We start from the raw sequence: 14,519 nt of genomic DNA on the forward strand, positions 1-14,519 counted from the left end.
ATTCAAAATCCGTAGAGCCCTGCGGAACTCTACGGATAGATGAGTGTCTAACTGACAGAAACAGATCTGCCAAAAACAATTCTCGAACTCAGGTTTAAGGTAAACCTGAACTTCTATCTGAACAAAATAACTTGTAATTATTACAGTTACTTCAACTCAGTTTTGATTATTCCGGCAAATGTTGCTGCCCAAATGGCTCCCTCTTTGTCCTTTGTGATCTGCTCGATATTGACACTGGGAACACTGGAGTTTTCTGTTGTATAAATCTCGGTTTTCTTGCCGCCAATTTCATATTTGATGATCCCAACGTTGTTCTGGCTAAGCCACAATGTATTTTTTTCTTCGTCCACGATGAAATCGTTGATGCTGTTGCTAGCAAACATTGTTGGCTCATCCTTCCACAAACGCTCCCATTTTCCATCGGAGGAAAGTATATACATCCCGGCTGCATCACCCTTTTCATTATATAGCGAAAACCAGAGGTTACCTTTTTTATCTTCCCACATTTTAGATATGTAAGCCTTAGATAGCGGTGAAGACTTATCGTTCAAAGCAGTAGTCTTCCCTTTTTCAATAACAGCGTTACCCTCAAAGGTACCAATCCAGGTGCGGTCCCTGCTGTCCACAAACACCCCCAGCACCCTATCGGACGGCAACTTCGAATTCTTCTTGTTTATCAGTTTCCATTTGCCTCCTTCAAACCTGGCTATCCCATCCCAAGAGGTAAAAAGCACATTCCCCTTAGGATCAACTACGATCTTCCTTGCCCAATTAATAGGTGAATTCAGCGAATCAAATTTGGTCCAGCTACGGTTATCATACCGGTAAACATCATAGCCGATCACAAACCACTTATTATTCTTTTGATCAACTGCCATGTCACGTACCGACTCGGTCTGGGCCTTGTTATACTGTGTTGCAGAAATAATGGTGTTCCTAGAATTAAAGTGCTGCCATTTGCTGCCCGATATTTTCACGATCCCGTTATCCGTTCCGATCCAGACATCCCCCTTTAAATCTGTAGCCACAGCTCTGCTCATATCCCATGGCAGTTCTGAGCTACCTTGAGTAAATACTTTCCAGTTCTCACTAAGCGCTGCTCTTTCACTTCCCTTCCGCTCGGGAGTACCGCCAGCTTTCATATTGGACTGACTGGTAAAGTTAAAGACCCTGCGTTTCGCTCGAAATTTCCCACCCTCGAATTCCATGATGAGCGATACCGAGCTGTTTTGCTTTTTCGTACCCTCCATTGCAGGGCTCCAGTTTTCAGTTGTATTAACCGATTGCCTGATACCAAGTTCAGCTGAATTTAAGTTGGTCTTGTTATCGATACTCAACAGGCAGGGCTTCCCTTGCTGATCGACCAATATCTGCATCTCGATGGTACCTTTAAGCCTCGTAAGTTTTGATTCCCCGACTCCACGCAGGATATTCTGGAAGACTGTCTTTGGCGGTTGCGCTTGGGGAGTTCCGCAATCCAGGCAGAACTCGGAAAGTTTACAGTCTTCAAACTTTTCGGGGTAAAGGCTCTGCGCCTTCAGCAGCGTTGAAAAAAGGCATAGGGCAATAATGTAAATTGTCTTTCTCACGATAATTATATCTTTTGTTTTATTATAAACTTAATAGCACTGTGAACTCTACGAATAGAGGAGAACTAACTAAAAAGCAGCTAATAAACCCATTAAACGCCGAATATCTTTTTCGAATTTTCAGTAGTTACCGCAGCAATTTCCTCAATAGGCGCACCGTAAATATCGGCCAGTTTCTGCGCAACATAAATCAGGTAACTGCTTTCGTTGGGTTTACCACGGAAAGGTACCGGCGCCAGATAAGGCGAATCGGTTTCCAATACCAGGTTATTCAGTGGAATATCAGCAAGTACCGCATCCAGTCCGGCTTTTTTATAGGTAACCACTCCGCCTATACCTAAATAAAAATTTAAATCGATAGCCTGTTTGGCCTGTTCTAAATTACCGGTAAAGCAATGAAAAATCCCGCGCAGCTTTTCGCCCCTTTCACTTTCCAAAACCTCAAAAACTTCATCAAAGGCCTCACGGCAATGGATTACGATTGGCAAACCCAAATCTTTTGCCCAGGCAATTTGCTTATGAAAGGCATCTTGCTGGATGGCAAGCGTAGTTTTATCCCAGTATAAATCGATCCCGATTTCGCCAATAGCGTAAATTTTCCGGCCGGCTATACTGGCGTAAATTTCGTCGAGCAGAGTCAGGTAATCTTCTTTTACATCGCAAGGGTGCAAACCTGCCATCGCAAAACAGTTTTCAGGATATTTCGCAACCATATCGTCAATCATTGCAATAGACTTTACATCAACGTTAGGCAGAAATAAACGGTTTACATTGTGCTCAAAGCAACGCTCCATTAATTGCGCCTGCTTTTCGGCATCCTGCTCGTAATATAAATGGGTATGGGTATCGGTGAAGATCATTTGAGTATGAAGTGGTAAGTATCAAGTAGTAAGTATCAAGTAGTAAGTACCGAGAATCAAGTATCAAGACCAAAATGCGTCTTGATACTTGATTCTTTATACTGATATAAGGTATGCTATTTCTTTGTGGCTTTGCTTTTTTTCGGCGCTTTGGCAGTAGACTCCTGACTTCCGACTGCGGACTCCGGACTATACTCCATTTCCTTTTTCAAAAATTTACCGGTTAAACTGATTGGATTCTGAATTAAACCTTCAGGTGTACCTTCAAACAAGATCCTGCCCCCTCCGGCTCCACCTTCTTCGCCCAGATCAATTACCCAATCGGCAACTTTCACTACATCTAAATTGTGTTCGATTACCAAAATGGTATTTCCTTTATCAACCAGCTCCTGCAATACACCTAATAGCACGTGAATATCTTCGAAATGAAGCCCGGTGGTAGGTTCATCTAAAATATAGAAGGTTTTTCCGGTATCTTTTTTCGATAGTTCGGTAGCCAGCTTAACCCGCTGTGCTTCGCCACCCGATAAGGTAACAGACGATTGACCTAAGGTAATATAACCTAAACCAACATCTTTTAGGGTTTTAATTTTTCTGTAAATGATCGGAATATTCTCAAAGAAATCACAGGCATCTTCAATGCTCATATCGAGCACATCGCTAATCGATTTACCCCGGAAACGCACCTCTAAAGTTTCGCGGTTATAGCGTTTGCCACCACATTCTTCGCAAGGCACCTGTACATCAGGCAGGAAATTCATTTCAATTACCTTCAAGCCTGCTCCCTGACAGGTTTCGCAACGACCACCTTTCACATTGAAAGAAAAACGCCCCGGTTTATAGCCCCTTATTTTAGCTTCGGGCAATTGTACAAACAGGTTACGGATATCAGAAAATACACCTGTATAAGTAGAAGGATTAGAGCGTGGCGTTCTGCCAATTGGCGCCTGATCGATCTCAATTACCTTATCAATTTCTTTCAGCCCACTAATTTTCTCGTAAGGTAGCGGCGTTTTTTTTGCCCTGAAGAAATGGTGATTTAATATCGGGTATAAAGTTTCGGTAATTAAACTCGATTTACCTGAGCCAGATACCCCGGTCACCGCAATAAATTTACCCAGCGGAAAATCTACCGAAACTGATTTTAAGTTATGTCCGGTAGCTTTAATAATCGACAATTTGTGTCCATTACCTTTTCTACGTTCTTTTGGGGTTTCAATTTTCTTGGTTCCGTTTAAGTAAGCAGAAGTTAAGGTTTTCGATTTCAGGATTTCTTTCGCGGTACCCTCAGCTACCACTGTTCCGCCGTGAATACCAGCCCCCGGACCAACATCAATTACCCAGTCGGCCTCCAGAATCATATCCTTATCGTGCTCTACCACTAAAACGGTGTTGCCTAAATCGCGCAGGTTTTTCAAGGCATTAATTAAACGTTCGTTATCGCGCTGGTGCAAACCAATACTCGGCTCATCCAGAATGTACATTACGTTCATCAACTGCGAACCAATCTGCGTAGCCAGACGAATCCGCTGTGCCTCCCCTCCCGAAAGGGTCCGTGCAGTTCTATCTAAAGTTAAATAAGTTAAGCCTACATCGGTTAAAAATCCAATCCTGGCTTTAATTTCTTTTAAAATCTCTTTTGCGATAATATTCTGGCGATCTGACAACCGTTCATCAACTTTTTCGAACCATTTGTGCAGATCATTGATATCCATAGAAGAAAGCTCGAAAATGTTTTTCCCATCTACTTTAAAATGCAGGCTTTCCTTTTTTAAACGGGCACCATTACATTCCGGACAGGTTTTCAGCTTGCGGAACTCATCCATATCATCCGATGCAGATTCGCTTCTTTTTTCGTTCTGCTCTTCCAGCATCTTAATAATACCATCGAAAGTGATATTATAGTTCTGCACATTCCATTTATTGTACTCTACCTCAACTTTGATTAAATCGGGCGAGCCGTTTAAAATCATGTTGATTACTTCATCGCTTAGTTTTTCGATTGGCGTAGAAAGAGAGAAGCTGTATTTTTTAGCCAATGCTTTCAACACCTGGAACATCCAGATATCGCGGTACTCGCCAAGCGGGGCCAAACCTCCGTTTAAAATACTGAGCTTGGGATTCGGGATAACCGATTCTTTATCCACCACGAATATATAACCCAGGCCATCGCAACGCTCGCAGGCGCCATAAGGCGAGTTAAACGAGAAACTGTTTGGCTGAGGTTCATCGTAAGAAATACCGGTGGTTGGGCACATCAAAAACTTACTGAAATGCGCTACATGGTTATCCTTATCGCTGATTTTGATGACACCCTTACCCATTTTCATGGCGGTTTGCAACGAGTCCAGCAGGCGTTTTTTATCCTTCTGATCAATAATCAAGCGATCAATTACTACTTCAATATCGTGTATTTTATAACGATCGACCTGCATTTTGGCCGTAATGTCTTTAATCTCACCATCTACACGCACCTTTACATAACCCTGCTTACGGATTTGCTCGAAAAGCTCGCGGTAGTGCCCTTTCCTCCCTTTAACCACCGGGGCTAAAATATTTACGGCAATACCATCAAATTTCTGGAAAATGTTCTGCAATATCTGATCTTCACTCATGCGCTCCATCTTCTCACCCGTATTGTAAGAGTAAGCATCGGCTACACGCGCATAGAGCAAACGCATAAAATCGTAAATCTCGGTAATGGTACCTACGGTGGAGCGTGGATTTTTACTGGTAGTTTTCTGCTCAATGGCAATAACCGGACTCAGACCCGAAACCTTATCAACATCGGGGCGCTCCATTCCCCCCATAAACTGCCGGCTGTAGGCACTAAATGTCTCCATATAGCGGCGCTGCCCCTCGGCATATATGGTATCGAAAGCTAAAGATGATTTCCCGCTACCACTTAAACCCGTAATTACAACGAGCTGGTTGCGCGGAAAACTTACATCTATATTCTTTAAATTATGCACCCTCGCACCATATACTTCTACATCTTTTTGCTCGCCGAGGTCGATAGATTTATTGCTCATATTTTATTTAAAGTTGGGAGGAAAAACCAGGCCTGAAAACAAACCGGATTTCAATCGGCAAAATTGCTAAAAATTTTATCAAAAAGAAAGCTTAATGCGATCTGTATTACGGTTTAATTGTCATAATGTTTACGCCTATTTCTAAGGAAACCAGATGATAAGCCCAGGCGTACATACCCGTAATGATCCTTGAAATAAATATTGTAGTTATCTTCTCCATAATAGCCTACAGCGGCCATCAGAAATACATTATGCATAAACGGAAAACTATAATTGAAATTGATTTCGGCATTTAACCTTTTCTGAATATTGGCCAGATTTTTAGCCGGGATTTTATTGATTGCATACGAAAACTCCGTATTTAAGCGCCAGGTTTCCTTTTCGGCCTTTGAAGTCTGATTTTTATCTTTGCGATACCTTTCAATCTCATAGTATTTACGCCAGGAGAAATTATACAACAGGCGCGTAAAGCCAAAACCCTCGTTCAATGCTGGCTCATACCTGAAAAACTTATACCACTGTAAGCCCACACGATGATTGAAAGAATTATAACCTGCATTAGTACCAGGTATAGTAAAATTTCCAAAACGGTAGGAAAGGGTTAAATTATTGGCATTAAAATTTCCGTTCCGGGTATTAAGGGTACCATCTGTATTGTAGGGCGATACATCCTGCCCGTTAGAGTGATGCGTAAATGCCAGCTCCGCATACTGATAATTTTGTGGATCAGTATTCAACCGCGCATAAACTACCCCACCCAGGCGGTAACTTGGCGTGCGCACAGCTGCAGAAAACTCATTTCGCACACGCACGGTAAAATCGGGGATCAGGGCAAGGGCAATAGGCGACTTATAACTTCCCAAAAGCATAAAGACTGTAGTTAACCTTCCGCTAATTACGTATTTTGAAGGTGCACCCAATTCGCCACCCGGCGCGATATAACTTAAATCGGCATTTTCTTTATACAAAGATACATATGCTTTATTCGCAAATTCTCTTTTTATGGTTAGAGTATCCTGGGCAAATGATGATAAATGGAAAAGGCAGATTAGAAGCGCAAAAAAAGTTTTCGTCATATCTCATAAACGCCAATAAAGAGGTAAGTGTTTTGTATTTTTAGCGAAAAGACATACACCCACCTTTATTATCTGTAATCCATGGCAATCAATCTTGAGTATATATATCCGCTAATTGTACCTGAAAATTACTACTTACCGGGAACCTGGAATCTTCCTCATTACAATTTAAACGCTTCCAATTTTATTGTAACTTGGGTAAGCTTTCAGGGTGATGGTCCAATGATCTACCTTACACAAGACGAATACCAATTTTTAACTGAAACTCAATCGGGTTGGGAACAGAGAGCCTTCGAAAACTTGAGGCATCTAATACATGACAACGAATATTTTTGCACACATTTCCAACAATCCGCTCAATCGAAAAAACTAGCCTATATTGTCTTTATGAATCAAGACGGCATAGGATCGAGTAGAATATTGCTTTCTGACGAACTTGAAAAACTATTCCCAAATGGTTACCTAGTAGCAATGCCCGATCGTAGCTGCGGCTTTGCAATCGCCAAAGATGCTTCAGAGCACGAACTAAATGAAGTGAAACAGTTAATCAAGAATATGTTTGAAGAAGCTACGACACCAATGTCTCCAGATTTATTTAACAGTAGTGATTTTAAATTAGCTTGCAATTGGGCGGCCCCAATAAATCAGGATTATTCAGATCAAATAATAAATGAAGTAATTACTTTGTGTTTATAGCACAGGTAAAATTACCACTCTATCGTAGTTCCATTCTCCGTTGGGTGTCCGGTACAAACCAACACCCTACCCCTTTCCAATTCATCATCGGTAAGTACTTCGTTATAATCCATGCGCACACCTCCTTTAGTGCAGTTGGCCACGCAAGTGCTGCATACCCCACCATGACAGCTGTAAGGCAGCTTAATTTTATGCTCGAGCGCAACATCCAAAATCCTTTTGGGCCAGGGCACGTCCAGATGGTAGGTTTCGCCCTTAAAATTCAGAATTACCGAATAGGTATTTTTATCTACCACTTTTTCCGAGCTATCATCTTCGTCTACTTCATCTTCGGGCAGCACAAAGGTTTCCCGTTTAATCTGGTTCAGTTCAAAGCCCATGCCCAGTAGTGTAATCCGACATAAATCCATATAAATAATAGGACCACAGGTGTAGAAAAGTGCATTGCTCCGATCGAACAATAAATGTTCTTTCAGCAGTTTTTCGATATAAAACTTATTTAACCGGGCAGTAAGTAAGTTTTTGCTGTTGCTAAATACCCAAACAATTTTTAACCTTTCGGGATATTGCAGCTGCCAATCATTCAGTTCATCGTAAAACAGCGTCTCCTCTTTTGAGCGATTACTGTAAACCAAAGTGATTTTAGATTTTTTTTCAGTAACCAGTGCCGTTTTCATAATCGAAAACAGTGGCGTAATACCTACACCTGCCCCAAACAGAAAAATATCGCGCTCCAGGTTTTCTATTGGTTGATAACTAAACAATCCCTGAGGTTCCTGCGCCAAAAGCACATCGCCAACAGCCGTTTTATGGTGTAGGAACCGCGAAATCTCACCATTTTCTACCCGTTTTACCGTAATCGACAGCGGCTCATCCACATCCGGCGAGCTGTTAAAAGAATACGAGCGCCTGATTTCAGCATGCTTTCCTTCAAAAATCAATGATAAAAACTGCCCTGCCAGATATTTTGGATAGCTTTCTCCTAAGGCTTCAAATTGGAAAGTAATGTTATCGCCGGGCTGGTTAATGATTTTCTGGATACGCAGTTTGAACATAGTACAAAGAAAAGGTTTTGGGCGTAAAGCGAAAAGCGTTTGGCGGAAATTCAATGATCACTAATTAGTTAGTGACTGCAAATTGCCTATTGCAAACTGCATGGGGGTTAACTGGTTAATTGTTTAAATCGGTTAACTGATGCCAAATGCTTAGCTCCAAACTTATTAGTTCATTAGTCATTAGTTCACTGGTAACTGCCAATTGCAAACTGCATGGAGGTTAACTGGTTAATTGTTTAAATCGGTTAACTGATGCCAAACACCAAACTGATTAAATTGTGTCTTTGTCTTAGTGGTAAAAGAACTGTCAGGTCTAATCGGTGTAATCACCTTTAAAAAAAAGCGTCCTGATTCGAAAACCAGGACGCCTTACCAAATGCTTGTCTTTATCTTAATTAGGTTATTCGCCGTTGTAGGCCAATAATACTCTCGGTTTTGCGTAACCGTAACGTTTCGGATGTTCCATAATCTGCTTCATGGAAATTACTTTATAAACATAGCCACCGGTTTCGCGGTTCAGCTTCATTTTGTAATAATTATCCTGATTTTGATTATTGATTTGCTTGCGCAGGCGTCCGTCGCCAATGTTATAAGCTGCAGCAACTAAGGTCCAGCTTTCTAAACCTTGATACATTTCTTTGATGTATTTACAGGCTGCAATGGTTGATTTACGCAAATTATAACGTTCATCAACCCTACCGTTTACTTTTAATCCGTACGTGCGGGCAGTACCAGGCATAAATTGCCAGATTCCGGCTGCACCTTTTGGCGAAACTCCTTCCACCATTCCAGATTCGACCAGGGCCAAATACTTAAAATCGTTCGGAATTCCGTATGCAGCAAGGATAGGCTCAATTACCGGAAACCATTTTGCCGCTTTTGCATGCAAACGGTTGGTCTGGGTATTACCATAAGTGTGTGCTGCAAGGATTTTTTTCATTTTACGCTCTACTTTCTTGTCGCCTAACGGCAAAGTCTCATGAGCGAAATTTAATTGTGCCATTAAAGAAAGAGGACCTGCCTCATACTTAACTTCCAGGCTATCAGATTTGGGTGTTGTAGTGTTTAATTTTTCTTCTTTTACAAGACTTTTTTGTGCTAAGGGCATTTGGTAAGTGAACACTTTTGCCAAGATAAATAGTGTTGCCACTACCGCAAATGGTACGATGTGTTTCTTTAACATCTTCCTCCTTTTTTTGGTGAACTTATATAAAAACGTTGGCAAAGGTAAAAAATAATAAGCACATTATCAAATAGTTACAGAAATACCTACAAAAATCGGCCTTTAAAGTGCTTTAAACAGCGATTTTCAATTTTGAATTTCAGCCCTTTTTTCTTATTTTAGAGGCTATTTTTTTATCTGATTTTTCAGCTCCAAAAATTGTTATGTTCAGCTATTTTTTATAAATTTGCAGCCCGCATTTTTAATGTGGTTAAAAGCGTATCATGATAAATAAAAACAACAGGAACAGTCGGGATGACAAGTCCAAACCGGGCAGCCGGAGAACAGAAGGCAGAAGCAATACTGCCGGATCTGACAAAAGAAGATCAGACGACAAAGACAACAAATTCAAAAAATCATCCGATTCTAAAGAAGGCTTCAAACCCAGAAGTACAGACAGAGATTTCAAATCCAAATCATTCGGAGACAAAAAAGATTTCAAACCAAGAGCAGGAGGACGTGATTTCAAATCGAAAGATTCGGAACCACAGAGCTTCAAATTTGGCGATCGTGAGTTTAAATCCAAAGATACTGGTTCAGCTTCAGAAGATCGTGGATTCAAATCAAGAGGCAGTGGATCGAGAGATTATAAACCAAGAACCGGAGATAGAGATTTCAAATCAAAAGACGGAGGTCCGAGAGACTATAAACCCAGAACAGGTGATAGAGATTTTAAATCAAGAGAAGGTGGAGCAAGAGATTACAAGCCAAGAACAGGAGAACGCGATTTCAAATCTAAGGATGGAGATTCGAGAGATTTTAAACCGAGAACTGGCGGTTACAAGGATTTCAAGTCGAGAGGCAAAGGAGACGGTTTTAAACCAAGTGCCGGAAGCTCAAGAGATGTAAAACCAAGAGAACCTAAAGATGGCGATACCCGTCCGTTCAGAAAACGCGAAGAGGCTCAGCAAAGGGATACAGAGTTTAACCGTCCGGAAAGAACAGTTATAGCTCCAGCTCGTAAAACAAATGAAGACAAAGGCTTAATTCGCCTAAACAGATATATTTCTAATGCAGGTATTTGCTCACGCCGTAAGGCCGATGAACTAATTGCCGCCGGCATTATTACCGTAAACGGTGAAGCCGTTACCGAACTGGGCCACAAAGTTGATCCTTCAAAGGATTTAGTGCGCTACAACGGCGAACTGCTTAAACGCGAGAAAAAAGTTTACGTGTTACTAAACAAACCAAAAGATTACATCACCACAACCGACGATCCGCAGGAGCGCCGTACGGTAATGCAATTGGTAGACAAAGCCAGCCGCGAACGTATTTACCCGGTTGGTCGTTTAGACCGCAATACTACCGGTTTATTGTTGATGACTAATGACGGCGACCTGGCCGATAAATTATCGCATCCAAGAAACGGGATTACCAAAATTTACAATGTGGAGCTAAACAAAGCTTTATCTCAGGGCGATTTAAACAAAATTGCTTTCGGTTTAGAGCTGGAAGATGGCTTAATTAAACCAGATAACATTTCTTACGTTGCCGGTGGCACTAAAAAAGAAATTGGCATTCAAATCCACAGTGGCAAAAACCGCATCGTACGTCGTATTTTCGAACATTTAGGTTACAGTGTAGAAAAATTAGACCGTGTAGTTTATGGTAATTTAACTAAAAAAGATTTGCCACGTGGCAGATGGCGTTATTTGGAAGATCACGAATTGATCCAGATTAAACACTTAATAAAATAATACTCAAAGCAATCGTAAGATTGCTTTTTTTTTGACATATCATCCATGTTTGCAACCAGCATGCGTAGGAATGACGATTGTATCACCACCATTAAAAACACAAACCACAATCATCCTCGTTATTCCAAAGGAATCACTTTGCACCAAAGTAAGCCGATTTATAATTTTTTCCCATATTTGTTAAAAACAAGATCATCTTTCTATGAAGAAGTATTTTTCAATATTGTTAATGTCGGTACTATCAACAGCTGCCCTGGCACAAAAAAGCAACTATAACCTTATTGTGGGCACCTACACCGCCCCAGGCAAAAGCGAAGGTATTTACACCTATAATTTCAATACTTCAACGGCTGATGTAAGCTTAAAACACATCACCAAAGAAACAGCCAATCCGAGCTACCTGGCCATTTCGCCCGACAGGAAATATGCTTACGCGGTTAACGAAACCGGAAATACCAGTACTGTAAGCGCTTTTAAATATGATGCGACAACTGGAGCACTCACTTTTATCAACAAAGTAAATAGCCAGGGTGCCGATCCCTGCTATATTACGGCTGATGCTAAAAATGTAATTGTAGCCAATTATTCGGGTGGTAGCCTGGCTGTATTTTCGCGCAATGCAGATGGCTCTTTAACTGAAGCTACGCAGGTAATTAAACATACCGGAAAAAGCATCGATCCGAAAGGCAGACAACAGAGTGCCCACGTACACATGACTTTGTTTACACCAGACCATAAACACCTCGTGGTTAACGATCTAGGCGAAGACCAAACCTACCTATACTCGTATAATGCGGCAGGCAAAGACAAAACATTAACCCAGAAATCGGTATTTAAAACGAATGCAGGCACCGGACCAAGACACATCACTTTTAGTCCGAATGGGAAATTTGCCTATTTAGCGCACGAATTTAGCGGATCTATTACCGTATTCGCTTATGCCAACGGCACGCTAACCAAAATCGATGAAATTGGCACAACGTCAAAAGATTTCGCCGGCCGTGTTGATGCCGCAGACATTCATGTATCTGCTGATGGAAATTTTTTATACGAAACCAACCGGGGTGATGCGAACACTATTTCCACTTTCTCAATTTTGCCTAACGGGAAATTAAAACATGTTGAAACCATAAGTACTTTAGGTAAAGGCCCACGAAACTTTAGCATCGATCCAAGTGGTAATTTTCTGCTCGTTGGTCACCAATACACCAATAACGTAGTTATTTTTAAACGCGATAAAAAAACAGGTAAATTAACGGATAGCGGTAAAAGAATTGAGGTAGGCGCCCCTGTTTGCTTAGTATTTGATTAATTAAAATAACCATGGAAAATTTCGATTGGACCAGATTTACATTAAAAGTGGCCATTAAAGCCAAACTTGAAGATATTTACAACGCCTGGACAACAGCGAGTGAAATTGAAAAATGGTTTTTGGCCGATGCCGAATTTGCTGATGAAAACGGACTAATTTTAAACAAAAAACAAAACGCACTTAAAGGCGATAAGTATAAATGGATATGGTATCTGTACGATGATATTGAAAGGGGTACGACAACCGAAGCCAATGGCAGCGATTATTTCCAGTTTACTTTTGCCGGAGATTGCCTGGTAGAAATTAACCTCCGCACAGAATTTGAGTACACGATAGTAGAACTTACCCAAAAGAACATCCCTACCGACGAAGCTTCGAAGCGGAATATCAGGCTGGGTTGCCACAATGGCTGGAGCTTTTACCTGATTAACTTAAAATCGGTTTACGAAGGTGGATTGGATTTGCGGAACAAAGACAATCGCTTTAAACCCATGCTGAATAATTAAAAGAGTTGAAAAAACACCAGGAAGAAATCAGTGATGCAGGCTTTACTGTTATGAACAGTATTTACACTGCTGAAGAATTAGATAAAATTATAGAAATCATTGACTCAGCTGATGTGGATGGATCAAATTTTAGGAAATCGGAAGATCTTTTTGCCATCAGACAGTTTATAAAGGAAATTCCAGGCATTAACAACTTAATTTTTACTCCCGCATTAAAAATGGTAATTGGCCAGCTCTTCGGGAGTGATTATTTTCTGGTTAAATCGATCTACTTCGACAAACCCGAAAATTCGAACTGGTTTGTCGCCTATCACCAGGACTTAACGATATCAGTTAATAAAAAAGTAGCACTTCCAGGTTTTGGCCCATACACGATAAAGCAAAATCAGTTTGCAGTGCAACCTCCTCTAAATATTCTGGAACAAAACTTTACCATACGTATTCATTTGGATAATACTGATGAGGATAACGGTGCATTAAAAGTAGTACCAAAATCGCACAGCAAAGGGATTTACCGTCCCGAAAATATTAACTGGGATACTGAAACAGAGGTGAGCTGTAATGTAAAACGAGGCGGCATGATGATTATGAAGCCTTTACTCTTACATAGCTCGGGAAGAACGACCAACAATAAGAAAAGAAGGGTAATTCACCTGGAGTTTAGTAATATGATGTTGCCAAAAGAACTGCAGTGGTCAGAGTACATGGCTATTTAGTTTTTTTAATTTTCAAAAGAGATGCTGAAACAAATCCGATAGCTATCGGATCAGCATGACAATAAGAGGTTAACTTAAACAAAAAAGACCTGCCTAAGGGCAAGTCTTTCATTATTTTATTGTTTTAACTAAGCAGGTTCTGCCACTTTAGCTACATTACGATAAGGATAAGCATTGCAGATATGACGGCGCGCAAAACGACCCGGCGAATCAGCATTTACCAGTTTGATGTAAATTGCGCGCGGCACATCAAAATATTCGTAAGCACTACCATCAAAAAACTGAATATTTAAAACCGATTGTTTGTATTCAAAATCTAAAATATTAGAATTGGTAATCGTTTCGGTATAAGTTTCGATATTTTGTTCGCGCGTTTCAGGAGCAATGCTCACTAAGAAATGATAAGCTTCGATAATCTCTTTACTTCTTGCTTCCGCAGCCAGTTTCTCTTCTTCTACCTGAAATTTATCAGGGTGACACTCTTTCATCATGGTGCGGTAAACCGACTTAAGCGTCGCAAGTTCAGCTGCTTTATCCACGTTCAACAGCTTTCTGTAATCTACTATTTTCTTCATTTGCCGCAAAGGTACGATTTATAATGATTTGATTTTGAGAAAGTTTTGTTTTATCAAATATTAACAATTACCTAACCTCTGGATAAAATTGGGCAAAAAAAAAATTGCATTGCTTCCACTGCAAAACCTCATATCAAAAAGTCAAGCTTATGGGTTAATATTTATCATGTAAGGAACTCACAA

12 protein-coding genes are annotated in these 14,519 nt (G+C 40.7%); 5 read left to right on the plus strand and 7 right to left on the minus strand.

All coding sequences use genetic code 11. The features are described from left to right. Window positions 1-146: 146 nt before the first annotated feature. The 4 genes from BLR37_RS23035 to BLR37_RS23050 all read right to left on the minus strand — a co-directional run bounded on the left by BLR37_RS23035 (window position 147) and on the right by BLR37_RS23050 (window position 6,557). Entirely contained in the window at window positions 147-1,589 is a 1,443-nt protein-coding gene (locus BLR37_RS23035) for a ligand-binding sensor domain-containing protein (protein WP_090772797.1), read from the minus strand. A gap of 92 nt (window positions 1,590-1,681) precedes the next feature. Further along, window positions 1,682-2,449 carry a TatD family hydrolase gene (locus tag BLR37_RS23040; protein WP_090772799.1) on the minus strand — a complete coding sequence of 256 codons (768 nt, stop codon included), beginning with the start codon at window positions 2,447-2,449 and terminating at the stop codon, window positions 1,682-1,684. A 116-nt stretch (window positions 2,450-2,565) separates the two neighbouring features. Continuing rightward, a complete protein-coding gene (uvrA, locus tag BLR37_RS23045; protein ID WP_052266392.1) occupies window positions 2,566-5,481 on the minus strand; it encodes an excinuclease ABC subunit UvrA in 2,916 nt (971 codons plus the stop codon). A 113-nt stretch (window positions 5,482-5,594) separates the two neighbouring features. Beyond that, window positions 5,595-6,557: a hypothetical protein gene (locus tag BLR37_RS23050; RefSeq protein WP_090772801.1), complete on the minus strand. Its 963-nt coding sequence runs from the start codon at window positions 6,555-6,557 to the stop codon at window positions 5,595-5,597. An 81-nt stretch (window positions 6,558-6,638) separates the two neighbouring features. Here BLR37_RS23050 and BLR37_RS23055 point away from each other — a divergent pair, with 81 nt between their 5' ends. Beyond that, on the plus strand, window positions 6,639-7,253 hold the full coding sequence (locus BLR37_RS23055; protein WP_090772802.1) for a hypothetical protein: 615 nt from the start codon (window positions 6,639-6,641) through the stop codon (window positions 7,251-7,253). Between the two features lie 11 nt (window positions 7,254-7,264). Here BLR37_RS23055 and BLR37_RS23060 read toward each other — a convergent pair whose 3' ends face one another. Together BLR37_RS23060 and BLR37_RS23065 are read right to left on the minus strand one after the other, a co-directional pair. Beyond that, complete coding sequence (locus tag BLR37_RS23060) at window positions 7,265-8,308, minus strand: ferredoxin--NADP reductase (RefSeq protein ID WP_090772804.1); 1,044 nt, start codon at window positions 8,306-8,308, stop codon at window positions 7,265-7,267. A 400-nt stretch (window positions 8,309-8,708) separates the two neighbouring features. Beyond that, window positions 8,709-9,491: a lytic transglycosylase domain-containing protein gene (locus BLR37_RS23065; protein ID WP_090772805.1), complete on the minus strand. Its 783-nt coding sequence runs from the start codon at window positions 9,489-9,491 to the stop codon at window positions 8,709-8,711. 263 nt (window positions 9,492-9,754) lie between these two features. Between BLR37_RS23065 and BLR37_RS23070 the strand changes: the two genes are divergently transcribed. The 4 genes from BLR37_RS23070 (at window position 9,755) to BLR37_RS23085 (ending at window position 13,761) form a co-directional block, all read left to right on the plus strand. Beyond that, complete coding sequence (locus BLR37_RS23070; protein WP_090772807.1) at window positions 9,755-11,227, plus strand: pseudouridine synthase; 1,473 nt, start codon at window positions 9,755-9,757, stop codon at window positions 11,225-11,227. Window positions 11,228-11,429: 202 nt separating this feature from the next. Further along, a complete protein-coding gene (locus BLR37_RS23075; RefSeq protein WP_090772808.1) occupies window positions 11,430-12,539 on the plus strand; it encodes a lactonase family protein in 1,110 nt (369 codons plus the stop codon). Window positions 12,540-12,550: 11 nt separating this feature from the next. Further along, window positions 12,551-13,045 (plus strand): SRPBCC family protein, encoded by a 495-nt coding sequence (locus BLR37_RS23080; RefSeq protein ID WP_090772810.1) that lies wholly within the window; start codon window positions 12,551-12,553, stop codon window positions 13,043-13,045. 5 nt (window positions 13,046-13,050) lie between these two features. Then, window positions 13,051-13,761 (plus strand): phytanoyl-CoA dioxygenase family protein, encoded by a 711-nt coding sequence (locus tag BLR37_RS23085; RefSeq protein WP_244154741.1) that lies wholly within the window; start codon window positions 13,051-13,053, stop codon window positions 13,759-13,761. A gap of 128 nt (window positions 13,762-13,889) precedes the next feature. Here BLR37_RS23085 and BLR37_RS23090 read toward each other — a convergent pair whose 3' ends face one another. Further along, entirely contained in the window at window positions 13,890-14,336 is a 447-nt protein-coding gene (locus BLR37_RS23090; protein ID WP_090772812.1) for a KTSC domain-containing protein, read from the minus strand. Window positions 14,337-14,519: the final 183 nt, after the last annotated feature.

This window comes from Pedobacter soli, from assembly GCF_900101435.1.
In the GTDB taxonomy this organism is placed as follows: domain Bacteria; phylum Bacteroidota; class Bacteroidia; order Sphingobacteriales; family Sphingobacteriaceae; genus Pedobacter; species Pedobacter soli.

What these genes read in the sequence shown, in the direction of transcription:
- BLR37_RS23040 (WP_090772799.1), bottom strand. Translation starts at nt 2,449, where the DNA reads ATGATCTTCACCGATACCCATACCCATTTATATTACGAGCAGGATGCC.
- uvrA (WP_052266392.1), bottom strand. Translation starts at nt 5,481, where the DNA reads ATGAGCAATAAATCTATCGACCTCGGCGAGCAAAAAGATGTAGAAGTA.
- BLR37_RS23050 (WP_090772801.1), bottom strand. Translation starts at nt 6,557, where the DNA reads ATGACGAAAACTTTTTTTGCGCTTCTAATCTGCCTTTTCCATTTATCA.
- BLR37_RS23055 (WP_090772802.1), top strand. Translation starts at nt 6,639, where the DNA reads ATGGCAATCAATCTTGAGTATATATATCCGCTAATTGTACCTGAAAAT.
- BLR37_RS23060 (WP_090772804.1), bottom strand. Translation starts at nt 8,308, where the DNA reads ATGTTCAAACTGCGTATCCAGAAAATCATTAACCAGCCCGGCGATAAC.
- BLR37_RS23065 (WP_090772805.1), bottom strand. Translation starts at nt 9,491, where the DNA reads ATGTTAAAGAAACACATCGTACCATTTGCGGTAGTGGCAACACTATTT.
- BLR37_RS23070 (WP_090772807.1), top strand. Translation starts at nt 9,755, where the DNA reads ATGATAAATAAAAACAACAGGAACAGTCGGGATGACAAGTCCAAACCG.
- BLR37_RS23075 (WP_090772808.1), top strand. Translation starts at nt 11,430, where the DNA reads ATGAAGAAGTATTTTTCAATATTGTTAATGTCGGTACTATCAACAGCT.
- BLR37_RS23080 (WP_090772810.1), top strand. Translation starts at nt 12,551, where the DNA reads ATGGAAAATTTCGATTGGACCAGATTTACATTAAAAGTGGCCATTAAA.
- BLR37_RS23090 (WP_090772812.1), bottom strand. Translation starts at nt 14,336, where the DNA reads ATGAAGAAAATAGTAGATTACAGAAAGCTGTTGAACGTGGATAAAGCA.